This is a genomic window from Cryobacterium sp. TMB3-10 (assembly GCF_004402305.1).
GTDB lineage: Bacteria > Actinomycetota > Actinomycetes > Actinomycetales > Microbacteriaceae > Cryobacterium > Cryobacterium zongtaii.
Window position 1 is genome coordinate 88,479 of sequence record NZ_SOGH01000008.1, and the last position, 25,137, is coordinate 113,615.

A 25,137-nucleotide genomic window follows, 5' to 3' on the forward strand; every position below is an offset into this window, starting at 1 on the left:
CCGTGGGGCGGTCGCGTCGATGGCGCGGCGCCCCGATCCGCTCCCATACGATAGAGCGCGTGAGTAGTTACGCTCAGGTGCGTCCTGAACAGCGCACCCCGTTTGCGCGGTACCGTCATTCCCTCTGGCTGTTGACCCAGCGGGACCTGCGGGTGCGGTACTCCACCTCCGTGCTCGGCTACTTCTGGTCGATCCTCGACCCGCTGGTGATGGCCGGCATCTACTGGTTCGTTTTCACCCAGGTCTTCCAGCGCACCGTCGGCAACGAACCGTACATCGTCTTTTTGCTCGCCGCACTGCTGCCGTGGATGTGGTTCAACGGGGCCGTCTCCGACTGCACCCGGGCATTCCTGCGTGAGGCAAAACTCATCAGGTCCACCCGGATCCCCCGCACCATCTGGGTCAACCGGCTCGTGCTGTCCAAAGGCATCGAGTTCATCGCCGCCATTCCGGTCCTGATCGTCTTTGCGATCTGGTCCGGCGCCGAGGTCAACGTTGATGCGATTTTCTTCCCGCTGGCCATCCTCATCCAAGCCGTGCTCACGGCCGGAGTCGGCCTCATCGTGGCCCCACTGGTCGTGTTCTTCCGCGACCTCGAGCGAGCCGTCAAACTCATCCTGCGCTTTCTGTTCTACGCGTCGCCGATCATCTACGGCACCAGTGACCTGCCGGAGCAGCTGCACTTCTGGGCGGCGTTCAACCCGCTCAGCGGCATCTTCAGCCTCTACAGGGCCGCGTTCTTCCCCGGCGAGCTGGACTGGTTCGTCGTGGCCGTCAGCGCAGCCATGTCGGTGGCATTCCTCGGAATCGGCCTGCTGGTCTTCTCCCGCACTGAGCGTGCCGTGCTGAAGGAGATCTGATGACCGAGACCGTCATCTCCCTGAACGACGTCGGAATCAGGTTCCGCCGGAATCGGCGCAGCCGCCGCAGCTTCAAGGACCTCTTCGCCGGCACCCGCCGCCGCACCAGGTCCGGTGAGTTCTGGGCGCTGCAGAACGTGTCGTTCACCGTTCAACGCGGTGAGGCGATCGGGGTCGTCGGCCGCAACGGCCAGGGCAAGTCCACCCTGCTCAAGCTCGTCACGGGTGTTGTGCTGCCCGACGAGGGCACCGTGAACGTCATCGAGGGTGTCGCCCCGCTGATCGAGATCACCGGCGGCTTCGTCGACGACCTCACCGTGCGCGACAACGTGTACCTCACGGCGGGTCTGCACGGCATGACCCGCAAGCAGATCGATTCCCGCTTCGACGACATCATCGAGTTCGCCGAGATCGCCGACTTCATCGATACCCCGTACAAGCACCTGTCCAGCGGCATGAAGGTGCGTATCGCGTTCGCCGTGATCTCCAGGCTCGAGGAGCCGATCATCCTCGTCGACGAGGTGCTGGCGGTCGGCGACAAGGCGTTCCGCGAGAAGTGCTACCGACGCATCGAAGAGCTGCTGGCCGGCGGACGCACCCTGTTCTTCGTGTCGCACAACGAGCGCGACCTGCGCCGGTTCTGTGCCAGGGGCCTCTACCTCGACAAGGGTGAGCTGGTCCTCGACGCCCCGATCAACGACGTCCTCGACCGGTACAACGCCGAGTACGGCATCAAGAAGGCCTGAGACGTCGCCCGACCGCGATTCGTCACGGCCAACGCGCATCAATCTGGCTGGGAATTACCTCGACGATGCTCAGTTTCGAACCGTAAACTCGTGCTTCTGCACCCGAGGAGGACCGCACCATGGCTAAGAAACCCACACCACTGCTGTCGCCCACCGGCGGGCTGCCGCAGGGCGGCCAGCTGCCATCCGGCGTCGCCACCGGTTTCGACAGGGTCATGGCGATCCATCGCCCCGCTGTGCTCGCCCACATCCGCAGCATTCGCCACCGTCACCCCGATGCCTCGCCGGAACAGCTTGTGCGCATTCTGGAGCGGCGTTATCTCGCCGCTGTCACCAGCGGCGGCGCCGCGGTCGGCGCGACGGCCGTGATCCCCGGCGTCGGCACCGGTATCACGCTCGCTCTGTCCGGCGTCGAGACGGCCGGGTTTCTTGAGGCGACCGCTCTTTTCTCCCAGTCCGTCAGCGAGGTGCACGGGATCACGGTGAGTGATCCTGAGCGCGCGAGGGCGCTCGTGATGACCATGATGCTCGGCCACGAGGGCTCCGACCTGGTGCGTCAGCTGGCCGGTCAGGTCACCGGCGGAGGAGTGGCCCGTACTGCCTACTGGGGAGAGTTGGTAACCACCAGCCTGCCCCGCGCCATCATGGGGCCGCTGACAGACCGCCTCAAGCGCACCTTCATCCGGCAGTTCGCTGCCAAGGGCGGAGCCAGCCTGATCGGCAAGGCCGTGCCGTTCGGCATCGGCGCCGTGATCGGCGGAATGGGCAATCACATTCTCGGCAAGCGGGTCATCGGTTCGTCCAGGCTCGCGTTCGGTCAGGCGCCCGCCGCCTTCCGCCCGGAGCTCGACCCGCGGGCGCACATCATCACGCTGCGCGACGGCGCCGTGATTCCCGGCAACCGGCTCACTCAGCTGGGCCACGGCGCACTCCGGGCACTCCCCCGGCCGCTCCGCCGCCGGCCGACCGGCGGGGACCCGGTCGAGCCGGATGCAGCCGCACCGGCGGAACCCCTCTAAGCAGAGCCCGACCGGCCTGACCCTGCCCGCCTCACCCGATCACTCAGACGTCTTCGGTCTCGCTGACTTCCTCGACGAACTCGGCGAGGCCGTCGTCGTCGCCGGCGTGCACCTGGGCGAACCGGTCCCATTCGGTCATCAGATGTTCGATCGCGGCATTGAACCGCGCCGTCGGCGCACCGGGCGTGGGATCGCCGAAGTACTGCTCGACCCAGACGCGCAGACGTTGGTCGGCGCCGTCGTCGTTCACAAGCTCGTCGAGGGTCTCGACGATACCGGCGGTCTCGCCCGCGTCAAGCCACTCGCAGTCGGACAGGTACCCGCTGGTGTCGATGGCGGCGAGAGGGTTCAGCGGCCGCGTCACCATGAGCGGTTTGCCCGATGCAAGGCGGTCGTAGACCATCGCCGAGATGTCGACGATCGCAACGTCGGCGGCGGAGAGCTGCCAGCCAAGCTCCGCGCCGGTGTCGATGATGTGCTGGGCGCTGGCATCACGGCTGTTCGCCGTGTTGATCGCGGCCATGATCTGCTTGTTCGCCAGACCGTATTCGTGGTCGACCACACCTGATCGCGGATGCGGGCGGTACACCAACCGGTGCCGGGGGCTGCGCAACAGGGCAGTGACCAGGGCCACGCCGTGCGTGGCGATGGAGCCGTACGCGGCGGCGGCGCGGTCGCCCTCCCAGGTGGGCGCGTAGAGCACAACGGTGCGCTCGTCGGGCATGAACGGCAACCGGCCCGAGTAGTGGTCGGCCTGGGGCCGACCGATGGTGATGGCCCGCTTGTCGAAGTCGTAGTCCCAGAGCACCTTGCCGAGCCTGGCGACGGCGGCCTGACCGGCCACGAACGAGTAGTCGTAGGCCTTGAACTGGTTCGTGGTCATGTACATCTTGTCGCTCTCACCATGGTTGATGAAAACGTGCCAGCGGCGCCCGTAGCGCATCATCTGGAAGTTGCGGGAGTTCTGATTGACGTACAGGACGATGCGGATGTCCTGCTCGGCGATCACTCGTTCGAGGTCGGACACCTTGCGCACGTAGGCGACCGGGATCGGGCTCTCTTCGATCAGCTTCATCGTGCCGCCGGCGGTGCGGCTCAGGACGACCACGGGCCAGGTCTCGGCCAGCTTCGCGAGTGGCTTGTACCACTGGCGCATCTGGTAAAGGTTTACCGGGCCATCCGCGAAGTACACGGCGATCTTGAAAGTATTGGCGGGCAGCGGGCCGCGTACGGCGAGGCGCTCGGTGAGTAGGCGCTGAGCCTTGCGGGAACCGAGCACATCCTTCACCAGCTTTGCTGCGAGTCGGACGTCTTTGCTGCTTACCACTGCTCCAGCCTACCCACCGGGCCGGGACCTAGGGCCTACCGCCCCCCGGAAGGGGAGCACCGGTAGCCAATCGTTAGGCCCCGCTCAGATGACGGGGGGCCGGCCCGCGCGGGTCATCCGCCAGATGGTGCGGGTCGCCAGCGGACGGCGTTCGCCGGGGTCGGTGACCCACCCCTCCCACCAGCCACGGAACCAGGCCTTGAGGGCAGCCGGGTTGCGGGCTCCGCGGAGCACCTGGATCGCCGTCCAGGACCCCACGTAGAGCGGTATCAGCGGCAGTGGCAGGTTGCGCCGGGCAATCCAGACGCGGTTGCGGGCGTTGAGCCGGTAAAAATCGGCGTGCCGGGTGGGCAGGATCACCGGGTGGTTTGCCACCAGGTTGCCCGCGTACCAGGTGCGCAGGCCCTGGTCCCAGACCCGCCAGGCCAGCTCGATGCCCTCGTGGGCGTAGAAGAACGGTTCGGCCCAGCCGCCGGTGGCGTCGAAGACGGGTCTGGGTAGAAGCACAGCACCCTCCCACACCGAGAACACCGCGCTGGAGTGTGCGGCGTCGCCCTTGCGGATGCGTGGAATCCAGCGGCGTGGCGCGGTGAGGCCGGCCGGGTCGACGACCTGAGGCTGCAGCAGACCGATGCTGGGGTCGGCGCGCAGCACCCCTACGGCGTCGATCAGGAACCGGGGATCCGGCAGGCTGGCGTCGTCATCGAGGAAGAAAAGGTAGTCGCCGCCCACGTGCTCCACGCCGCGATTGCGGCCGGCGGGGATGCCCAGGTTCTCGGGCAGGGCGAGCGCGGCGACGACACTGGGCAGGCCTGTGGGCTGCCAGCCGTTGCCCACGCAGATGATGTCCAGCTGCACGTCTTCCTGGGCGAGCAGGCTGCGAATGCCGCGCTCGAGGTCGTCCGGGCGGCGGCCCTGGGTGAGCAGGACCACACCGATGGTGACGGGCACGCTGTCGCCTGACTTCAGGACCGCACTCGCTTCGAGGCCATGATCGCCAGGAAGTGGCCGATCAGCGCTAGGAAAGCGAGGGGAACGAGGACGGCGAGGAAGACCCGGTCGGTGATCGGCTGACCGAGGACGAGGCCGATGACGGCGGCGACGAAGATCACCATCGTCATTTCCACCGAGTGGTACAGGCGGTGGAAGGGCAGGAACCGGGCCAGGCGGCGCAGGGTCGCGATCAGGCCGGCCTGCGGCACCTTCTCACCCTTGTTGTCGGCCAGCTTGGGCAGGCCGGCGTTGGCGCGGGCAACGTGCACCATGTCGTTGAGGGCCTTGTTGAGCACGATCAGCAGTGCCAGGGCCAGGCCCAGCGTGGTGAACAGGAAGTCGGCGGGTGCTTCGAACGGGTAGGCGGCGGCGCGGATGCCCAGCGCGATGGGGATCAGGGCCTCGGTCGAGTAGTGCCCGACCTTGTCGAGGAACACCCCGGCCGGTGACGACGTCCTACGCCAACGGGCGACCTCGCCGTCGCAGCAGTCGACGAGCATCTGCAGCTGGCCGAGCACCAGGGCCAGCAGGGCACCCCAGATGCCGGGAATGAGCAGCGCCGCGGCCGTGGACCAGCCGACGAGGATCATCAGGCCGGTGACGCCGTTGGCCGAGATGCGCGTCTTCAGCAGCAGCCAGGTGAGGTACGGCGACAGGTCACGCAGGTACAGCGACGCCGTCCAGTGCTCGGCGTTGGCGCGCATCCGCACCTCGGGAGGTTGCGCGACGGCACGAAGCTCGGCGATCGAAGAGGGCCGAGCCGTGTTGGGCGAACCAGACGTCATTGATGTCTTCCCGTGTGTGCCGAGATGTTGGTGGTGAGCTTGAGGTAACCGAGCAGGAATCCGATACCCCAGCAGAAGTGAATGCACGGCAAGACTACGAGAAACCAGAGCGCGACACGAACGCCGTCGGACCGGGTCGACGCAACGGTGGCCGCCACGACGATGAGCAGGTAGGCCAGCGGGGCCAGGAAACCCAGCAGCAGCCAGCCCGGTCCGCCCAGCAGGACCTGCACCAGGCCGGCGAGGCCGAGCAAGATGCCGATGGTGACGCCGAGCACCATCACGGGCGGGGCGAAGTAGCGCAGGCCGTTGGATTCGGGGAACCGGCGGGCCAGTTCGCCGCGCCACAGTCCGGTGGAGACCATCTGGCGGGCCAGGCGGGACAGGCTGGGCCGCGGCCGGTAGATGACCTTCAGCGCCGGGGTGAACCAGACCGAGCCACCGTGCTCGCGCAGGCGGCGGTTGAGTTCCCAGTCCTGGCCGCGCTTGATGCCCTCATCGAACATGCCCACCCGCAGCAGGCTGTCACGGCGGAAGCAGCCGAGGTACACGGTCTCGGCTTCGCCCTCGGGGCCGCCGACGTGCAACGGAGTGCCGCCCAGGCCGATGCGGGTGCCGTAGGCGCGGGCGACGGCTTGCTGGAACGGGGCGGTGCCCTGGGCATCCATGATGCCGCCGACGTTGTCGGCGCCGGTGCGTTGAAGCGTCTCGACGGCGATGCGGGCGTAGTCGCGCGGAAGCACCGAGTGGGCGTCGACGCGGATCACGACAGGAAAGGTGGAGGCGCGAATGGCGATATTGAGGCCGGCCGGCGTCGACCCGACTTCATTGGCGACGACGCGGATGCGCGGATCCACCGCGGCCATCTCTTCGACGAGTTCGGTGGTGCCGTCGATGCTCGGCCCCAGGGCCAGGGTGACCTCGAACGGGCCGTCGTAGTCCTGCTCGAGCAGGCTCTGGACCGCCGCTCGTACATGGCTGGCCTCGTTGAGCACGGGCATGATGTACGAGACGCCGATCAGCACTGTGTCTGCGCTCTCGTGCACTGGGCTGGCCATCTTTCCACTCATTCGGGCAATCGCCTGAGCCTAGCAGCCGAGTCTTTTCACTCGGTCCGCGTTACCTGTGGCACGCCTCCGAGCTGGCGGCCGCGGCCCCGGACACAACTGCGCCGCCGGTCCAGGACCGGCGGCGCAGGAGGAAGGAAGGAGCTGATCCGGGCTAGCTGGTGAGCTCGCCGACGGTGACCGACACCGTCACCGATTCACCTTCACGCACGTAGGTGAGGTCGGCGGTGGCACCGGCTGCGAGGGTACGCACCTGGGCGGTGAGGTCGGTCGCGTCGGTGATGGGAACACCGTTGAAATTGGTGACGACGTCACCGGCCTTCAGGCCGGCCTTCTGGGCGGCTCCGCCGGACGACACCTCGCTGATGAGGGCGCCGACGGTGTCGCTGTCGGTGCTGGTGGCGCCGGTGACGCTGGCGCCGAGCAGGCCGTGCGTGGCAGATCCGGTGTCGATGATCTCATCCGACACCCGCTTGGCCAGGTTGGCCGGGATCGAGAAGCCGACACCGATGCTCCCGGCGGTGGTGGCGGTCGAGCTGCCACCGGCGTTGGCGATGGCGACGTTGATGCCGATCAGTTCGCCCTTGCTGTTGAGCAGGGCTCCGCCGGAGTTGCCGGGGTTGATCGCGGCATCCGTCTGGATCACCGCGAGCGAGATGCTGCTCTGGGCGGCCTGGGTGTCCGGGGTGTCGGGGGTCGAACCGTCCCGGTTGGGCAGGTCGTAGTTGAAGAAGTTGCCGTCACCCTCGTCTGGCGTGGTCTCGTCGGGCGTGGTGGGTGCGGCGGAGGACGCCACGGTGATGCTGCGGTTCAGGGCGCTCACGATGCCGTTGGTGACGGTGCCGGACAGGCCGAGTGGCGCGCCGATTGCGATGGCGGTGTCGCCGACGTTGAGATCGCTCGAGTCCGCCCAGGTGATGGGCGTGAGGTCTGACGCGTCGGTGAGCTTGATCACGGCGAGGTCGGAAACCGGGTCGGTGCCGATCAGGGTGGCCGCGTACAGCTTGCCGTCGCTGGCCTTCACCTGGATGGTCGCGTCTGCGGCGGCGCCGTCGAGGGTGACGACGTGGGTGTTGGTCAGGACGTAACCGTCTTCGCTGAGGATGACGCCGGAGCCGGAGCCGCCGGAGTCGCCCGCGGCGACCTCGATGGTGACGACACTGGGCGACGCCTTGGCGGCGACTGCGGTGATCTCGTTCACGCTGTCGGTGTTGTTGACGACCACCGTGCTCGGGCCCTGGGCCTCGCTGGCCGGGGTGCCGTTGCTCTGGCTCGAGTAGACGACAGCGGAAACACCGGCTGCGGAGACCCCGCCGACCAGGGCTGCGATGGCGAGCGCGGCGACGAAGGCCACGTTGCCTTTGCGGCGGTTGGGGTCCTTGGGCGCCTTCGGTGCACCCGACGGTTGCGCGGGGTAGCCGTTCGCGTTGGCGTAGGCCTGCTGCTGCGCCGGGGTGGGGGCGTAAATCGGGGTGGACCCGTCCGGGCCCGGAATCGGGCGGCCGAAGGCATCCGTGGGGTAGGCGGGGGGCGCCTGGGTGTACGGGTGCGTCGGCTGAGCTGCCTGAGCGTGCTGGGCTGCTGCCTGGTGCGCTGCTGCCTGCTGCGCGGCGGCCTGGTGCTCAGCTGCCGTGGGCGCCGGGGCAGCGACCGTGGCGTCTTCCGAACCGAGCACCTCGGTGGGCTGGTTGTCGGCGGCGCGTGGAACTGCGGGCTGTGCTGCGGTGGGCTGTGCTGCGGTGGGCTGTGCTGCGGTGGGCTGTGCTGCGGTGGGTTGTGCTGCGGCTTCACCCGACGAGTTGACCTCGAACGGTGCGTTGTCCTGAGGCTGGTCGGGGGTGGTGCCCGGGTCCTGAGTGTTGTCGGTCATGGTGTGCTCCTTCCAAGCGAAGCTAGCTTCTCGCCTAAAGCTGAACGTTTGATATGCGCAGACTGGGAGCAATCAATGATGAAGCCGTGACCTTGCCCGGCTCGCGGAACGACGTGGTCCTGCAGCGGCCCGATGACTCTCAGCAGCCGGGGCCGCCGGGGTTGCCGAGGCAGGACTCGGCCACAAGAACCGTGCCGGCGCGGTCGGCGATCGCGGTGATCGGGCGGGTGGGCACCAGCACCAGACCCTGCACGTCGCGCCATTCGGCACCGGCAAAGCGATACTCGGCCGAATATGACACGACCAGCCCGATCGACAGCGTGCCGGTGCTCTCGAACACGTGACTAGTTGAGGTTTCTGAGAACTCGGGAAGGTTCAGGGCCGCCCAGGTCGCCCCGCCCGAAGCCGACGTTCGCGACGTTCCGTCGCCGTATTCCCACCGGAATCCCACCGGGGTGAACCGCACCTCGGCTGAGGCGCCGAGGAGGGTCCCTGACCGGACATGGGCCGACGCCGTGGCGAAGAAATTGGCCGGGACTCCGACGACGAGCCAACCGTTGGGTTCCATCCCCTGAGTGGGCGCGTCGGCCGGGATACTGACCAGGTCACTGACACGCACGACCAGATCCGGATCGCACGGCGTCTGAGGCTGGCACACCGGCACCGCGGGGTCGGCCGGCGCCACTATCGGTTGGCGCCTCGGACCAGTCCCCAGTCCGCCGGATGCGTCGCCCCGGTCGACGGGGACTCCCCCGGGAACCAGGCTGACGCCGTCAGGGAGCCCATCCCACTCGCCGCCTCCCGAGCCGCCACCGCCATCGCCGTCGCGGCCGTTGCCGGAACCAGACCCCTGACGTCCAGGCGTGTTGACCTCCCGGTCTGCGCTGAGGTCCACCCCGCCGTCGCCGACCGATGCGCCAGGTTTCGGACAGTCCCCGCTGGCACCAGACCAGGCTCCGCAAACCTGAGCGTCAACAAGCGCAGAAGCTGATGTCGGGACCTGCATTGCCAGCGTGATCGAGATCAAAGTGACGAGCAGAAGTTTTCCCCGTCCCATGACCGAGTCCTCTCTAACAGCAAGCGCTGGGTAGCGGGTTCGAAAACAAAACCAATCTCAAGTGGAAGTCGCTCCACTCGGTCGACGGAAACCACGCTCACACCGGCACTATCCACGACATCCGATTCCGAAACGTCGAGACACACGTAGGCCGAAAGTTCTCCAGTTGCCAGGTCAGCAGATTGCATTGTTAATGTGTCGAATTTGAGCACTCCAACACCGGCTGTTCCAGCCTCCAACATGCCCTCAAGAGCATGAATTTCAGTTTCAAGCGCCTCTCCCACCGCTACACCTTCCATTCGCGATGAGTTGTTGCCACCCTCATGGGCGATCACGACAGAAAGTTTGAGGTAGTTCGCGTAGGCCTCGGTGGCCGCGGCGAGCGCCTCCTCGTCGGAAGCGAAGATGGGGGTGATCGTGGGCGTGGGCGACGGAGGCGCGGGCTTCGGCGCCGCCGTACAGCCCGCCGCACCCAACAGCAGACCACCCACACAGGCAGCACTAGCCATCCGTCCGACACCTCGTCGCCCACCACCCACGATCACCATCCCGCCACCGTATGACAGCAGCCCTCCCCCGCGTGCAAGTTATCCACAACCCCGAACCCTGCCGTGGACCTGCATAACTCCGGCAACCCGTCGCTGGTCGCGCATCCGCACCGGTGTTCGCGGGGTGCGGTCTGACACGGAATCAGGAAGAGGAGGAGTTGCGCACACCCGCGGGGAATCTGGCTAGACGGGCGGGTGCGTGAGCTGGGCCGGCGGGATGTCGTAAATTTGGGGTATGCAGCAGGTCACCACATGACGATCGGCGGCGCCTGGCGTCGCACCGCCAGAGGCGCCGGGCTCCTCGCCGCCGACGGCACCGTTTCGGCCAGTATTTTCGCGGAAATGAGCGCGCTCGCCATGCGCACCGGCGCCATCAACCTGGGTCAGGGTTTTCCCGACGAGGACGGTCCTGCCGTCGTGCTCGAAGCCGCTCGTCAGGCCATCCGCGACGGCGTCAACCAGTACCCGCCCGGGAGGGGAGCACCGGTGCTGCTCGAGGCGATTGCGCGCCACCAGCAGCGCTTCTACGGGTTGACCGTCGACCCCGGCACCGAGGTTCTCGTCACCGCCGGCGCCACCGAGGCGCTCTCCGCCACCCTGCTGGCGCTGCTCGAACCGGGCGACGAAGTGGTGACCTTCGAGCCGTTCTACGACGCTTACGGCGGCCTGATCGCCCTGGCCGGCGGCGTGCATCAAACGGTGCGGCTGCACTCCCCCGATTTTCAGCCCGACCTGGATGAGCTGGCGGCTGTCGTGACCGACCGCACCCGGATCATCCTGATCAACAACCCGCACAACCCCACCGGCACGGTCTTCACCCGCGAGACCCTCGAACTGATCGTGGCGCTCGCGCATAAGCACGACGCCCTCATCGTGACCGACGAGGTCTACGAGCACCTCACCTTCGGCGTCGCCCATCTGCCGGTCGCGACCCTGCCCGGTGCCCGTGAGCGCACCGTCACGATCTCCTCCGCCGGCAAGACCTTCAGCACGACGGGTTGGAAGATCGGCTGGTTGAGCGCCCCGGCGGCCATCGTCACGGCGATCCTCGCCGTCAAGCAGTTCCTCACCTATGTCAACGGCGCCCCGTTCCAGCCGGCCACGGCGATCGGACTCGATCTGCCCGACGCCTACTACTCCGGCATCGCCTCCGACCTGCAGGCCAAGCGCGATGTGCTGGCCGGCGGGCTCGGCGCGGCAGGGTTCACCCTCGCGGTGCCGCAGGGTTCGTATTTCATCGTGGCGGATGCCGCGCCCCTCGGCCATCCCGACGCCGTCGAGTTCTGCCGTGCGCTGCCCGATCTGGCCGGGGTGGTCGGGATCCCGATCTCGGCGTTCTGCCTGCCCGAGCACAAGGCGCAGTACGCGTCGCTCGTCCGGTTCGCGTTCTGCAAGCGCGTCGACGTGCTCGAGGACGCCGCCGCGCGTCTCGCCCACCTGTAGCCACCTTTCGGCGCACAAAACGGCCCCCTGCAGCAGGGGGCCGTTTCGGTCTCAGCGCGCGGGCGTGCCGCGGGAGAGGCTAGCTCGCGTAGGCCGGGTAATCGGTGTACCCGACGGCATCCGGGCCGTAGAACGTGGCCGGGTTGGGCTCGTTGACCGGCAGGTTCTCCAGCCAGCGGCGCACGAGGTCGGGGTTGGCGATCACGGCACGACCGACGACGACACCGTCGCCGAGACCGTCGTCGAGCAGGGCGATGGCCTCCTCGCGGGTGGTCACGGCGCTGAAACCGGTGTTGACCAGCAGCGGGCCGCCGAACCGGCTGCGCAGCGTGCGCACCAGCTCGCCCGCGGGGTCGCGGTTCAGAACGCTGAGGTAGGCCAGTCCCAGCGGCGCCAGGCCGTCGACCAGCGCACCGTAGGTGGCCAGGACGTCGGCGTCGTCGGTCTCGACGGCATCCTGGATGTTGTGCTGGGGCGAAATGCGGATGCCCACCCTGTCGGCGCCGATCGCCGCGGCGACGGCCGTCACGACCTCGATCACGAACCGGGCCCGGTTCTCGGCGGAGCCGCCATAGATGTCATCGCGCTGATTGGAGGCCGGCGAGAGGAATTCGTGCAGCAGGTACCCGTTGGCGGAGTGGATTTCGACTCCGTCGAGGCCGGCCGCGACGGCGTTGCGGGACGCCTGCACGAAGCCGTCGATGATGCCGGGCAGGTCCTCGCCGGTCAGTGCGCGCGGCACCGGGTAGGGCAGCTTGCCCTTGTAGGTGTGGCTCTCGCCCTGGATGGCGATGGCGCTGGGGGCGACGATCTGGAGCCCTCCGGTGATCTCGGGATGGGAAACCCGACCGGCGTGCATGACCTGGGCCACGATGCGGCCACCGGAGGCGTGCACGGCGTCGGCGACCTTGGCCCAGCCGGCGATCTGTTCCGTGGTGACCAGGCCCGGCTGGCCTGGGAAGCCCTGGCCGGCCTTATCGGGGTAGACACCCTCTGACACGATCAAGCCGAGGGTGGCCCGCTGGCGATAGTGCTCGATGTTGAGCGCACCCGGGATGCCGTCAACCCCTGACCGCATCCGGGTCAACGGTGCCATGACCATTCGGTTGGGCAGTTCGAGGGCGCCGAGGTTCAGCGGGGTGAAAAGACTCACGTGGTGCTCCTTATATCTGTGGGATGGGGACGCAGTGGATGCGCGGCTGTGCCGCCGTTGTCGAACACGCGTCCCGTTCAGCAAACTCTGCGACCGGGCAGGGTATTCCGGCCGCGGCAAATGATCAGCCGGAACTCAGGCTCGGCCGGGCGCCAATCCGGGCCGCCGGCCGTACCGAACCCCTGTTATGAGCACCGCCACCGCCGTCCCGGCAGGTTTCGACACCGACCTGGGCTACTGCCCGTTTGCGCTGTCACACGACTCCGGCCGGCTGGGCCTGAGCACGAGCCTGATCGACACACCCCTCGGTCCGGTCGCGGTGCGGCATGGTCGGCGAACAGCGACTGGCTCCACCGGCACCGCGACGATCCTGCTGCACGGTGCGGCCGGATCGTGGACCACCTGGACGCCGCTGATCCGCGCTGCGGACCGGTTGCCCGCGCCCCCGCTCGAGAACCTGATCATCCCGGACCTGCCCGGCTGGGGCGACACTCCCCTGGCAATCGACGAAGACGCTGAGACCATTGAGTCCCTCGCCGCGGTCGTAGCCGAGATCGCGCGCGCCCTGGGGTATCGGCGTTGGCGTGTAATCGGGCACTCGCTGGGCGGGTTCGTCGCCCTCGAGCTCGCGGCGAGCAGACCCGGGCAGACGACCTTTGTCGGGCTGGTGTCCGCGACGACGTTCGGTGTCATCGACAGCGTGCGGCATCCGTTGTCCCGGTTCGCCGTGCTGCCCGGCTTCACGGCCCTGCTCGGCGTGATGAGGGTTCTCTCGGCGTGCGGCGCGGCCGGCCGCGGTCTGGCAGCCGGGCTGAATCGGCTGGGCTTGCTGCGCCCCGCGGTGGCTCCGTTGTTCAGCAACGTCCGCCGGGTCGACCGGAGCGTGCTGTCCGCTTTGGCCGCCGAGACGCGGCCACGCTCGTTCACCCTGGCCGCCGGCCGGGCCGGTCGTTACAACGCCGAGGCGTCCTGGGCCCGCATCGAGTGCCCGGTGCGGTCGGTGCACGGCGACCGTGATGTCTTCGTCGGCGACGACGACGACCGGCGCCTGACCCGAGTGATCGCCGACCTCGAGGTCACGGTACTCACCGGCACCGGCCACTTCGGCCACGTCGAACGTCCGGTCGACACGCTCACGGCTCTGCATTCGCCCGAATTCCTTGCGCTTTGCCGGGCAGCAGAGGAGAGTTGAGGGATCCTCCGGTTCTTCTGTCAGTGCCCCATCATCGCTTTCACCCGTTCCCGGCACCGAGCGTGGCCAATCTGGAAGTGAACGTGAAAACTCATGGGCACCCTGTCCTACGACCGGGTCGTCGTTGAATTCGACGACAGGATCCTGACACATCTGCAAGTCGTGATCGTGCAGAAACTCCGCCGCGGCGAGAGCTTCCTTTTCTCCTGGCGCAACGCCATCGAGGTCGGCGACGGACGCAGTTCGGCATGGATGAATCCGGCGATACCGCTGTACTTCAAGTTCACCGGCGGCCACACCCCGACTCTCAACCCGGAGTGGATCGCACAGTTGACGCGCTCGGCCAACAGCTCGCAAGGGCTGATCGCCACCAGCGAAGAACGCGCCATCGATTCCAATCACGCGGGTGGGATGGATGTGTCGTTCGCGGTGAAGTCGGCCTCCGCGTTGCCGAAGTCGTCGGTGGCCGCGCCGGAATAAGCGCTTAGAGCGGCACCGTGCCGAAGCGGCGCAGGGCAACGGCGGGGTTGACCCGTCGCACCTCGGCAAGCCGGGCAGGGGAGATCCAGCCGACGGCCACATCCGTCGTTTCCCCGATCGTGACCAGCTCAACACCCATCGGGTCGACCACCATGCTCGCGCCGACGCCGCTTGGCGGCGCATGGTCGGCCGCCGCGAGATAGACGGTGTTCTCGAGTGCGCGCGCCGTGACCAGAGTGCGCCAGTGCTGCTCCTTGAGCGGTCCGCGCACCCACTCCGCGGGGACGAGCACAAGGTCGGCGCCGGCATCGACAAGACGGCGGGTGACCTCGGGGAATCTGATGTCGTAGCAGGTCTGCAGGCCCACCGTGAGACCGGCAACGACGAAGGTCTCCGGCGCTTCGATGACACCGGCAAGCACCCTGTCGGATTCCCGTGACCCGAACGCGTCGTAGAGGTGCAGCTTGCGGTACCGCGCCACGACCAGCCCGGCGGGGTCGACGGCGACGAGAGTGTTCTGCACCCGGTGGGGGTCGTCGGTGCGCTCGAGCATGCCGGCCACGATGTGCACGCCCAGATCGGCGGCCAGGTGACCTAGCGCGGTCACAAACGGTCCGTCGAGCGCTTCGGCGGCGGCAACGGATGCGTCACCCAACCGGCTCTCGAAAAACGACGAATACTCGGGGAACACCACGATGCCCGCCCCGCGCGCCACGGCGGTACCGGCCAGCGAGCGCATCGCGGCCAGATTCGCCGCCTGATCAGCGCCGGGCGCGAACTGCGCCACGGCCACCCCGAGTTCGTCGCTCGCGCGCGCATCCACCATGTCGTCAGCCTAGCGGCGGCTTCCCAGCTTGCCGTCGGCAGGTCGCGAGCGAAGCGTCACGCAACGTGCCAGCATGAGACCCTGGTGCGAGCGAAGGGTGACGGATGAAGATCTTGGTCGTGGAGGACGATGACCAGATGGGTGCCCTCATCGAACGCGGACTGCAGGCCGAGGGGTACGAGACGGTGCGGGTCTCCACCGGGGTCGACGCACTCATCGCCCTCAATGGGGACGGCTTCGGCCTGGCCGCCATCGATGTGATGCTGCCCCAGATGTCGGGTTTTGAGATCTGCCGCCGCATCCGCGAGTCGGGCAACACCATGCCCGTGCTACTGCTGACCGCACGCGACACCGTCGACGACAGGGTTTTCGGCCTGGACAGCGGAGCCGACGATTACCTCACCAAGCCGTTTGCGTTCGCCGAGCTCTCCGCCAGGGTGCGTGCCCTGCTGCGCCGCCGGTCGATGGGCGCCCCGACCACGGTGGAGATCGGCAACATAGTGCTGGACTCCCGCGACCTGCGGGTGACCGTGGCCGGGCGTGCGGTGTCGATGAGCCCCAAAGAGGTGGCGTTGCTTCGACTGCTCTGCAGCAGGGCCGGCACCACGGTCGACCGCACCACCATTCTCGAAGAGATCTGGAACGGCACGAACCACATCGACCCCAACATCGTCGACCAGTACATCAGCTATCTGCGCCGCAAGATCGATACCGATGCCGCGGGCGTGCGCATCGTCACCGTGCGAGGCACCGGTTACGCCGTGGAGCTCGCCGGATGAGGCGGCCCTCCCGGTGAGTGGCCCCCAGGGCATCTGGTTGCCCGCGCTGTCGATCCGCGCGCGGATCACCTTGGGAAGCCTCCTCGTCGCGACCCTTTTGTTCAGCACCGCCGCATTCTTCGTCCGCCTCGAGGTGCAATCGATTCTCACCGATTCGAACGAGACCATGCTGCGCAACGACGCCGAGTCCCTGCTGGGTCAGCTCGCGACGAACCCCGCCGAGGCCATCCAGAGCCCGAGCGAGGGCCAGCTGCTGGCCATCGTCGACCCGACCGGGACGGTACGGAAGTCGTCGCTGCCGCGCAGCCTGGACCGGCAGCTCGACGCCCTGATCGAATTGGGCGCCGAACCGCAGACCGTGACCACCCCCGCCGCCACCTACCTGGTCTCGGCGACGCCGGTGAGCTCGGATTCGGGCGACTGGCTCGTCATAGCCGCCCGCAGCCAGCAGGCCCCCACCCTGCTGCTCGATGAGCTCACCGGGGTGCTCGTGCTGGGCACGGTGATCCTCACCGCCGGGTTCGGACTGGCCTCCTGGCTGCTCACCGGCGCGGCGCTTCGCCCGGTGACCCGCCTGCGTGAGGAAGCCGAGAGTCTGAGCACGACGGGCTCCTCGGCGCAGCTGCGGGTTCCAGCCGGCAAGGACGAGGTGAGCGAGCTCGCCCGAACCCTCAACGACTTCATCAAGCGGCTCCGGCGCGGCGTGGACCGCGAAAAACAGATCGTGTCGGATGCGAGTCACGAACTGCGCACCCCGCTCGCGGTACTTCAGGCGCAGCTCGAGCTGGCCCACCTCGACTCCGGCGATGCCCCTGCTCTCGAGCGCGACATCCGAGACGCATCGGCAACAGCCGGACGCCTGAGCCGGCTGGCAACCAATCTGCTCGAGCTGAGCAAGCTGGAGAGTGTGCAGTCGCCGCCCGAGACGGACTGGACCGGTCTGGTCGACGAGATCACGGCGTCGGTCGACCGGGCGCGGGTGGTGCGGGACGGCCACGAACTCGAGGTCGTCTACCGCATCGACGATGACGACCCGGAGGGTCGCTACGGCGTCTCGGCCACGAATATGGGCCAGCTCCTCGACAACCTCATCTCGAACGCCGTCACGGCGATGGCGGGCCACGGCGGCGTCACCGTGTCACTCTCCCGCTCAGGCTCCGGCGCGCTGATCACCGTGATCGACACCGGCCCCGGCCTGCCGGAGGATTTCATTCCGCTGGCGTTCGACAGATTCTCCAGGCCGGACAACGCCCGGTCAAGCAGCTCCGGCGGATCGGGCCTGGGTCTGGCCATTGTGCACGCCATCGTCGAGCGCGCCAACGGCACGGTCCTGCTGCGCAACACCGGCAGCGGACTCGCAGTCGAGATCCGGCTGCCGCGGCACGTTCCCTAGCGGCACTTTGGGAACCTTACAGGTCACCGAGGCCCCTCGTCGGTAAACGTTGGAGGGTTCTAGGGTCTGGAGGTGACGACTGTTCTCGCCTCTCCGCTCGTCGAGGCCCCGGAGCCGACGAGACACGGTCGGCGCGGCTTCGCCGCTCCCGCGGCCCTGCTCGGCCTGGTCGGCTTCCTGGTGTCGGTGGCCGGGTCCTGGCAGCCGTCCTACTGGGGTGACGAGGCAGCCAGCGTGCTCTCCGCCGAGCGGTCGCTTCAGTCGCTGTTCCGGATGCTCGGCACGGTCGATGCCGTGCACGGTGTCTACTATCTGCTTCTGCACGGCTGGATCGACGTGTTCGGGGCGTCGGAGTTCGCTACCCGACTACTCAGCGCCCTGTCCATCGGCGCCGCGACGGCCGGCACCGCCGTCTTGGCCCGGATGCTCGTCAACCCGCGCGTCGCCCTGTTCGCCGCCCTCGTCTTCGCTGTGCTCCCCCGAGTGACGTATATGGGCGCTGAGGCCCGGTCCACGGCCCTGGCCACCATGATCGCGGTGTGGTGCACAGTGCTCCTCGTGCACATCGTGCGGTCCAGGCCCACCACCGCCACACTGACCCTGGCGCTCTGGGCCGGCTACGCGGTGCTGCTCGCCGCGGGCATCGCCGTGTTCGTTTACATCGCGCTGCTGGTGCCGGTGCACGGGCTCGTGGTGACTCTGCTGACCCGGCACAGCCCACGCGTCACCGTGCTGACGTGGGCCGGCGGGGTGGGCGCCGCGCTGGCGGTGGCCTCACCGATCATCATCCTGGCCCACACCCAGCGTGACCAGATCGCCTTCCTGGCCCGACGCGCACAGGCCAGCCCGCTCGACGCCGCCGTCCAGCAGTGGTTCGACACTCCGGCCCTGGCCGCCCTCGCCTGGCTGTTGATCGCGGTCGGCTGCCTGACCGCGTTCGTCCCCCGGTTCCAGGGCGTCGGCGTGAACGCCGGGCCCGGGCGGGTGCCGCGGGCCGAACTGGTCGTCCTGCTGGCCTGGCTGGTCGTGCCGAGTACCACCCTGCTGATCGGCACCCACCTGATCACGCCGATGTACGCCTATCGCTACCTTTCGATCTGCGCGCCGGCGGCCGCCATCCTGATGGCCGTGGGCATCGTGGGGCTTCGGCCGTTCTGGGCTCGGGCGATTGCCCTGCTGCTCGTGGTGACCCTCGCGGCGCCCGGCTATCTCGCGCAACGCTCGGACTTCGCGAAGGACCACGGCAGCGACTGGCGCCAGACGGCCGACATCCTGCGCGCAGAGGCCCGACCACGCGATGCCGTCGTCTTTGACGAGAGCACCAGGCCGTCGCGGCGCCCGCGCCTGGCCGGGCACCTCTATCCGGCGGCGTTCGTCGGGCTGAACGACATCACCCGCGACGAGTCGTTCGAGAACACCGACGGGCTGTGGGACCGCACACTCCCGCTCGAGGTGGCCGCCTTCCGGCTGGCTGCAACCGACAGAGTCTGGCTCCTGCAGAATGTCGGGAGCCGGGGAACGGCGACCGGAACCGACCTTGCCGTGCTCCGCGAGGCGGGTTTCTCCATCGTGTCGTCCCGCACGATCAACCGCACCATCCTCATCGAAATGACGAGGTTGACGATGCCGTGAGCCCGGGGTGTGACTTCTGGTCACGATGACTATATGATGGACCTCACGTTAGAGTCATATTGACCTTTACTCGAGGGATGCCCGATGACCGATCTACACCCGCCTGTGCTTGCGGTTTCGACGGTCATTTTCGCGCTCCGGCCCGACGTCGAGTCCGGCTTCATGACGCTCTGGCTTCCCCTGGTCCGTCGCACCAGGGACCCGTACCTGGGCCTGTGGGCGCTGCCGGGTGGCTGGCTGCCGCCCGAGGAGGAGCTCTCCACCGCCGCGGCCAGCACCCTGCGGGAAACCACCGGACTCTCCCCCAAGTACCTCGAGCAGCTGTACACCTTCGGCGATCTCAGCCGTTCCCCGGGCAGCCGCGTCGTCTCGATCGTGTACTGGGCTCTGGTGCAGTCCACCGAGGCCGACCTCGCCGCCGTCGATGAGAACGTGCAGTGGTTCCCGGCCGACCGGCTGCCCGAGCTCGCGTTCGACCACAACCACATCGTCGAGTACGCGCTATGGCGTCTGCGCACCAAGGTGGAATACTCCCGCATCGCGCACGCCTTCCTCGGCGAGACATTCACCCTGGCCCAGCTGCGCGACGTACACGAGGCGGTCCTGCGCCGGGCACTCGACCCGGCGAACTTCCGCCGCATGATCGAGTCGACGGGGACCGTCGTCGACACCGGGCTCCGCCTGGCCGGGGTACCGCACCGGCCGCCGCGGCTCTACCGCTACAACGACTCCCACTCCATCGCCGAGGGGCCCCTGGGCTCCACGGTCGGCTGGCCCGAAACTCCCCTCCAAACCACCCCGCACTCCCCGAGGAGCACGACATGACCATCGCATCGGTCGACCGCACCATCCGTCTGATCAGCACGGGCAAGAGCACGGGCAGCACCTGCACCCCCGACCTCGCCGTCGACCCGTGGTACTTCGACGACAAGGCCCCCGGCTACGGGCCCGGCTCCTCGATGGGCGACGTCATCCCCACCGGATCCCCCCGCCAGGGCGAGCTGCCCGCGCGCTACCGCACGGCTTCCAACGGCGAACTGGGCGACTGGATCCGCGCCGCCAAGGCCACCCTGGGTGACCGTGTTGTGGTGCTCGGCCACTTCTACCAGCGCGAAGAGGTGCTGCAGCACGCCGACTTCATCGGCGACTCCTTCCAGCTCGCCGTGGCCACCCAGAGCCGGCCGGATGCCGAAGCCATCGTCTTCTGCGGCGTGCACTTCATGGCCGAGACCGCCGACCTGCTCTCCCGCCCCGAGCAGGCCGTGATCCTGCCCAACCTCGCCGCCGGCTGCTCGATGGCCGACATGGCCGACATCGACTCCGTCACCGAGTGCTGGGAACAGCTCGAAGAGCTCTACGGCACCGAACCGGATGCCGACGGGCGCGTCCCGGTGATCCCGGTCACCTACATGAACTCCTCCGCGGCGCTCAAGGGCTTCTGCGGCGAGCACGGCGGTATTGTCTGCACCTCCTCGAACGCCGAGACCGTGCTGAAGTGGGCCTTCGAGCGCGGCCAGCGGGTGCTGTTCTTCCCCGACCAGCACTTGGGCCGCAATACCGCCAAGGCCATGGGCGTTCCCCTCGAGCGGATGCCGATGTGGAACCCGCGCAAGGCCCTCGGCGGCAACACCGAGGCCGAACTCGAGAACTCGCAGGTGATCCTCTGGCACGGCTTCTGCAGCGTGCACCGCCGCTTCACCGTCGAGCAGATCGAGACTGCCCGCGTTGAGCACCCGGGCGTGCGCGTGATCGTGCACCCCGAGTGCCCGATGGCGGTCGTGGATGCGGCAGATGAATACGGTTCCACCGACTACATCGCCAAGGCCATCGCGGCCGCACCGGCCGGGTCGACGTTCGCGATCGGCACCGAGATCAACCTCGTGCAGCGCCTCGCCGCCCAGTACCCGCAGCACACCATCTTCTGCCTCGACCCTGTCGTCTGCCCGTGCTCCACCATGTACCGCATCCACTCCGGCTACCTGGCCTGGGTACTCGAGGCTCTCGTGGGCGGCGACGGCGTGCCGGCGGAGGTGCTCAACCGCATCACGGTCGCCGACGACGTCGCCGGGCACGCCAGGGTGGCGCTCGAACGGATGCTCGCCGCCAAGCCGCCCGCCGCCGGTCCCGTCGCCCCCGTCGTGACCGGAGCCTGACCATGACGCGCGTGCTGGTCGTCGGCAGCGGCCTCGCCGGGCTGATCGCCGCGGTGCGGGCAACCGATGCCGGCCACCGGGTGACCCTGGTGACCAAGGCCGCCCTTTCCGACAGCAACACCCGCTACGCCCAAGGCGGCATCGCCGCGGCGTTGTTCCCCGACGACTCCACCGACGCGCACATCCTCGACACCCTGCGCGCCGGCGCCGGACTCTGCGACCCCGCTGCCGTGCGGGTGCTCTGCGAGGAAGGCCCGGCCCGGGTGCGCGACCTGATCCGGTTCGGCGTCGATTTCGACCGCGACGAATCGGGCATCACCCGTGGGCTCGAGGCCGCGCACTCCAGGTCCAGGGTGTTGCACGCCGGCGGCGACGCCACCGGCGCCGCCATCGAGACCGCCCTGGTGGCCACGGTGCAGGAGCGCGCCAAGCGCGCCCACACCCTCGGCGGCGACCAGATCACCATCCACGAACACACCATGCTCGTCGACCTGATCGCGACCGACGGCCCCGGCACGGTCCGGGTGACCGGCGCGATGCTGCTCGGGCCGGACGGCACCCAGCACGCGGTCGCCGCCGACGCCGTGATCCTCGCCACCGGAGGCGCGGGAGCGTTGTACCGGCACACGACCAACCCGGCCATCGCCACCGGCGACGGTGTCGCCGCCGCCTGGCGGGCCGGCGCTGCCGTCGCCGACGTCGAGTTCTACCAGTTCCACCCGACCGCGCTCGCGGTGCCCGGCACCCCGCTGGTGTCGGAGGCCGTTCGCGGCGAGGGCGCCGTGCTGCTCACCAGCACCGGTGAACGGTTCATGCCGGCCATCCACCCGGATGCCGAGCTCGCACCCCGCGACATCGTGGCGCGCAGCATCGCCGCCCAGATGAAAAAGCAGGGCGACGCCCCGGTGCTGCTGGACGCCACCGGGCTCGGCCGTGACCTGCTCGAGAGCCGGTTCCCCACCATCACGGCCGCCTGCCGCGCCGCCGGGCTGGACTGGGCGGTGCAACCGATTCCGGTCGCTCCGGCCGCGCACTACTGGATGGGCGGAGTCGCCACCGACGGCTGGGGCCGCACCTCGCTGGCCGGCCTCTACGCGGTGGGTGAGGTGGCCCGCACCGGAGCGCACGGCGCGAACCGGCTGGCATCCAACTCGTTGCTCGAAGCCGCTGTCTTCGCCGATCGGGCCGTGCGCGCGCTCGACGCTGAGGAGCAGCTACCGCCGCTGTTCGACGACCTCGAGGCAGTTGCCGAACTCGGCAGCGACCCGGATGAGGCCGGCACGCTCGTCGAGCGCAGCACCCTGCAGGAGCTGCTCTGGGAGGCCGCCGGAGTGCACAGGTCCGGCTCTGGCCTGACCCGGGCCGCCGTGACCCTGGCCGGGTGGCGGGCCGTCGACCGGGGCCGGGCCACTGTCGCCGAGCTCGAGACGGGCAACCTGCTCGACCTCGGCCGCCTGATCGTGGCCGCAGCCCTGGCCCGCGAGGAATCCCGCGGCGCCCACCACCGCGCTGACTTCCCAGACAGCCGCCCGGAACTCGCCCGGCCGCGCTTCACCCGGCACCCGGCGTCAACCCGCCCTCTTCTCACAGTTCCATCGCAGCCTTCGGAGGCCATCGCATGCTGACCACACACGCCATCGACGCCGTCGTGCGGGCCGCCCTCGACGAGGACGCCCCGTGGGGCGACCTCACCAGCGAGATGCTGATCCCCGCCGACGCCGTCGCCACCGCCCAGCTGGTGGCCAGGGAAGCCGGCGTGTTCAGCGGCGGGGCCGTGTTCGCTGCGGCGTTCCGACTGGTCGACCCACGCATCGCGGTGCACCTCCACGTCACCGACGGCGCCGCCTTCGCTGCGGGCGACCTGCTCGCCGAGGCGTCCGGCCCGGCCCGCGGCATCCTGCAGGCCGAACGGATCGGACTGAACTTCGTGCAGCGGATGAGCGGCATCGCCGCCCTCACCGCCCAGTACGTGGCCGAGACCGCCGGCACCGCGGCCCGCATCGTCGACACCCGCAAAACCACACCCGGCCTGCGCGCGTTCGAACGCCAGGCCGTGCGCGACGGTGGCGGCCACAACCACCGGTTCAGCCTCTCCGACGCCGTGATGGCCAAGGACAACCACCTTGCTGTGCTGAGCGCCGGCGGCATCGGCCTCACCGAGGCGCTGCTGGCCGTACGCGCCAAGCTCTCGCACACCACCCACTTCGAGGTCGAGGTGGACACCCTCGAGCAGATCGAACCCGTGCTCGCGGCCGGCATCGATACCATCATGCTCGACAATTTCGACGCCGACAGCCTCCGCGAGGGCGTGCGCCTGGTCGCCGGCCGGGCCATCGTGGAGGCCAGCGGCGGCGTCTCGCTCGACACCGTCAGACGCATCGCGGAGTCCGGCGTCGACGTCATCTCGGTGGGCGCCCTCACCCACAGCGTTCGCTCGCTCGACCTGGGCTTGGACGTGGTGATCCTCACCGAGGATTGACCACCCCTTCCCCGAACCCGGAGCAGCCATGATCTACCTGGACAACGCCGCGACGACGCCGCTGCGCCGCGAGGTCGCCGAAGCCATCTGGCCGGTCATGACCCGCGGCTTCGGCAACCCGTCCAGCCACCACCGGGTGGGTGAGGCCGCGGCCGCCACGCTGAAGGCCGCCCGCGCCCGCATCGCCGGGGTGCTCGGCTGCCGGCCCGGCGAGATCACCCTCACCGGCGGCGGCACCGAGGCCGCCAACCTCGCGGTGAAGGGCCTCGCCCTGGGCTCCCCGCGCGGCCGGCACATCGTTAGCACCGCCCTCGAGCACGAGGCCGTGCTCGAGTCCTGCGACTATCTGCGCCGGCTGCACGGCTTCGAGATCACCCTGCTGACCACGGATACCTCCGGCCGGGTCGATCCCGCCGAGCTCGCCAGGGTTCTTCGGCCCGACTCCACCCTCGTCACCGTGCACTACGCCAACAACGAGATCGGCACCGTGCAGCCCATCCGGGAACTCGCCGCCATCGCCCGCGCGGCCGGTGTACCGTTCCACACCGACGCCGTGCAGGCCGCCGGCTGGCTGGAGCTGAACGTCGTCGACCTCGGCGTCGACGCGCTGAGCATCTCCGGACACAAGCTCGGCGCGCCCCAGGGCGTCGGCGCGCTGTACCTGCGCGGTCGCCTGCAGGTCGAACCGGTGCTGCACGGCGGCGGCCAGGAGCGCGGCCGGCGCAGCGGCACCGAGAACGTGGCCGGGGCCGTGGGGCTCGCCGTGGCCCTCGACCTGGCCGAGGCCGAACGGCGGGAGCTCGCGCCCGCCCTGACCGTGCTCCGCGACGGTTTCGTCGCAGCGGTCCTGAAGAGCACCCCCGGCGCGGCGCTGACCGGGGACCCGCTGCACCGGCTGCCCGGCCATGCTTCGTTCACCTTCGCAGGCACCGGCGGCGAGGCCGTGCTGCTCGAGCTCGAACGCCACGATATCGTCTGCTCGAGCGGGTCGGCCTGTGCCGCCGGCAGCGACGAGGCGTCACACGTGCTCACGGCCCTGGGCATTCCCGCCGATCTCGCCCAGACCGCTGTGCGGTTCACCCTGTCGGCCACCACCACCGCCGCGGAGCTGACCGAGGCAGCCACCCGGGTGCGCGAGGCCGTCGCCGCCGTGCGCGGCCTGGCCGGCTGACCAGCGCCCCGGCCGCCCCCTCGCTCGCAACTGTTCCCGAACCGGACAACTGCGTCCCTTGGGTTCAGGGGGTCGTTGCAACACCTGATTGATTGAGGTGTTGGTTATGGGTGGTCGTGTTGGGTTTCCGCGTGAGGTTCGTCGTCGGTTCTGGGAGGAGCTCA

At 68.7% G+C, this 25,137-nt stretch carries 23 protein-coding genes; 14 read left to right on the top strand and 9 right to left on the bottom strand.

The features are described from left to right. The first annotated feature begins 59 nt into the window (after window positions 1-59). From E3T22_RS04405 to E3T22_RS04415, 3 genes are all read left to right on the top strand, one after another. Window positions 60-860 carry an ABC transporter permease gene (locus E3T22_RS04405; protein WP_240632398.1) on the top strand — a complete coding sequence of 267 codons (801 nt, stop codon included), beginning with the start codon at window positions 60-62 and terminating at the stop codon, window positions 858-860. Then, window positions 860-1,606: an ABC transporter ATP-binding protein gene (locus E3T22_RS04410; protein ID WP_088455542.1), complete on the top strand. Its 747-nt coding sequence runs from the start codon at window positions 860-862 to the stop codon at window positions 1,604-1,606. The genes E3T22_RS04405 and E3T22_RS04410 overlap by 1 nt, the downstream gene beginning before the upstream one ends. 119 nt (window positions 1,607-1,725) lie before the next feature. After that, entirely contained in the window at window positions 1,726-2,625 is a 900-nt protein-coding gene (locus tag E3T22_RS04415) for a hypothetical protein (RefSeq protein ID WP_241983592.1), read from the top strand. Between the two features lie 43 nt (window positions 2,626-2,668). On the opposite strand, the gene E3T22_RS04420 is transcribed toward E3T22_RS04415, so the two are convergent. The 7 genes from E3T22_RS04420 to E3T22_RS04450 form a co-directional block, all read right to left on the bottom strand. Then, window positions 2,669-3,952: a hypothetical protein gene (locus E3T22_RS04420; RefSeq protein ID WP_134480743.1), complete on the bottom strand. Its 1,284-nt coding sequence runs from the start codon at window positions 3,950-3,952 to the stop codon at window positions 2,669-2,671. 84 nt (window positions 3,953-4,036) lie between these two features. Next, entirely contained in the window at window positions 4,037-4,903 is an 867-nt protein-coding gene (locus tag E3T22_RS04425) for a glycosyltransferase family 2 protein (protein WP_103480173.1), read from the bottom strand. Window positions 4,904-4,917: 14 nt separating this feature from the next. Continuing rightward, window positions 4,918-5,730: a CDP-alcohol phosphatidyltransferase family protein gene (locus tag E3T22_RS04430; RefSeq protein ID WP_088455539.1), complete on the bottom strand. Its 813-nt coding sequence runs from the start codon at window positions 5,728-5,730 to the stop codon at window positions 4,918-4,920. Then, complete coding sequence (locus tag E3T22_RS04435; protein WP_240632396.1) at window positions 5,727-6,788, bottom strand: glycosyltransferase family 2 protein; 1,062 nt, start codon at window positions 6,786-6,788, stop codon at window positions 5,727-5,729. Before E3T22_RS04435 ends, E3T22_RS04430 begins: the two co-directional genes overlap by 4 nt. A 163-nt stretch (window positions 6,789-6,951) precedes the next feature. Then, window positions 6,952-8,667: a S1C family serine protease gene (locus tag E3T22_RS04440; protein ID WP_134409486.1), complete on the bottom strand. Its 1,716-nt coding sequence runs from the start codon at window positions 8,665-8,667 to the stop codon at window positions 6,952-6,954. Window positions 8,668-8,806: 139 nt separating this feature from the next. Next, on the bottom strand, window positions 8,807-9,352 hold the full coding sequence (locus E3T22_RS04445) for a hypothetical protein (protein ID WP_134409485.1): 546 nt from the start codon (window positions 9,350-9,352) through the stop codon (window positions 8,807-8,809). Between the two features lie 338 nt (window positions 9,353-9,690). Continuing rightward, a complete protein-coding gene (locus E3T22_RS04450; protein WP_134480744.1) occupies window positions 9,691-10,272 on the bottom strand; it encodes a hypothetical protein in 582 nt (193 codons plus the stop codon). A 252-nt stretch (window positions 10,273-10,524) separates the two neighbouring features. Between E3T22_RS04450 and E3T22_RS04455 the strand changes: the two genes are divergently transcribed. After that, the gene (locus tag E3T22_RS04455) at window positions 10,525-11,715 is read left to right on the top strand and encodes an aminotransferase class I/II-fold pyridoxal phosphate-dependent enzyme (RefSeq protein ID WP_134409483.1); all 1,191 of its coding nucleotides are present in this window, start codon (window positions 10,525-10,527) and stop codon (window positions 11,713-11,715) included. A gap of 79 nt (window positions 11,716-11,794) precedes the next feature. Here the strand turns inward: E3T22_RS04455 and E3T22_RS04460 are convergent, their stop codons facing one another. Continuing rightward, complete coding sequence (locus tag E3T22_RS04460; RefSeq protein ID WP_103459576.1) at window positions 11,795-12,868, bottom strand: alkene reductase; 1,074 nt, start codon at window positions 12,866-12,868, stop codon at window positions 11,795-11,797. A 187-nt stretch (window positions 12,869-13,055) separates the two neighbouring features. On the opposite strand from E3T22_RS04460, the gene E3T22_RS04465 reads away from it, so the two are divergent. Beyond that, window positions 13,056-14,060, top strand: a complete 1,005-nt coding sequence (locus tag E3T22_RS04465) for an alpha/beta fold hydrolase (RefSeq protein ID WP_134480745.1) — start codon at window positions 13,056-13,058, stop codon at window positions 14,058-14,060. Window positions 14,061-14,153: 93 nt separating this feature from the next. After that, complete coding sequence (locus E3T22_RS04470; RefSeq protein ID WP_240632395.1) at window positions 14,154-14,540, top strand: ATP-dependent DNA ligase; 387 nt, start codon at window positions 14,154-14,156, stop codon at window positions 14,538-14,540. A gap of 4 nt (window positions 14,541-14,544) precedes the next feature. Here E3T22_RS04470 and E3T22_RS04475 read toward each other — a convergent pair whose 3' ends face one another. After that, window positions 14,545-15,366: a carbon-nitrogen hydrolase family protein gene (locus E3T22_RS04475; RefSeq protein WP_088455532.1), complete on the bottom strand. Its 822-nt coding sequence runs from the start codon at window positions 15,364-15,366 to the stop codon at window positions 14,545-14,547. A 104-nt stretch (window positions 15,367-15,470) separates the two neighbouring features. On the opposite strand from E3T22_RS04475, the gene E3T22_RS04480 reads away from it, so the two are divergent. The 8 genes from E3T22_RS04480 to E3T22_RS04515 all read left to right on the top strand — a co-directional run bounded on the left by E3T22_RS04480 (window position 15,471) and on the right by E3T22_RS04515 (window position 24,973). Next, on the top strand, window positions 15,471-16,145 hold the full coding sequence (locus E3T22_RS04480; RefSeq protein WP_088455531.1) for a response regulator transcription factor: 675 nt from the start codon (window positions 15,471-15,473) through the stop codon (window positions 16,143-16,145). Between the two features lie 13 nt (window positions 16,146-16,158). Further along, window positions 16,159-17,538, top strand: coding sequence for a HAMP domain-containing sensor histidine kinase (locus E3T22_RS04485; RefSeq protein ID WP_166789260.1), 1,380 nt, complete (start codon window positions 16,159-16,161; stop codon window positions 17,536-17,538). A gap of 72 nt (window positions 17,539-17,610) precedes the next feature. Further along, a complete protein-coding gene (locus E3T22_RS04490; protein ID WP_134480747.1) occupies window positions 17,611-19,170 on the top strand; it encodes a glycosyltransferase family 39 protein in 1,560 nt (519 codons plus the stop codon). 84 nt (window positions 19,171-19,254) lie between these two features. Continuing rightward, window positions 19,255-19,995, top strand: coding sequence for an NUDIX domain-containing protein (locus tag E3T22_RS04495; protein WP_088455528.1), 741 nt, complete (start codon window positions 19,255-19,257; stop codon window positions 19,993-19,995). Then, window positions 19,992-21,323, top strand: coding sequence for a quinolinate synthase NadA (nadA, locus tag E3T22_RS04500; protein ID WP_088455527.1), 1,332 nt, complete (start codon window positions 19,992-19,994; stop codon window positions 21,321-21,323). The genes E3T22_RS04495 and nadA overlap by 4 nt, the downstream gene beginning before the upstream one ends. Before the next feature lie 2 nt (window positions 21,324-21,325). After that, window positions 21,326-22,948, top strand: coding sequence for an L-aspartate oxidase (gene nadB / locus E3T22_RS04505; protein ID WP_134480748.1), 1,623 nt, complete (start codon window positions 21,326-21,328; stop codon window positions 22,946-22,948). Then, complete coding sequence (gene nadC / locus E3T22_RS04510) at window positions 22,942-23,802, top strand: carboxylating nicotinate-nucleotide diphosphorylase (protein WP_103480181.1); 861 nt, start codon at window positions 22,942-22,944, stop codon at window positions 23,800-23,802. Before nadB ends, nadC begins: the two co-directional genes overlap by 7 nt. Before the next feature lie 28 nt (window positions 23,803-23,830). Next, window positions 23,831-24,973 carry a cysteine desulfurase family protein gene (locus E3T22_RS04515; RefSeq protein WP_134480749.1) on the top strand — a complete coding sequence of 381 codons (1,143 nt, stop codon included), beginning with the start codon at window positions 23,831-23,833 and terminating at the stop codon, window positions 24,971-24,973. Window positions 24,974-25,137 lie beyond the last annotated feature (164 nt).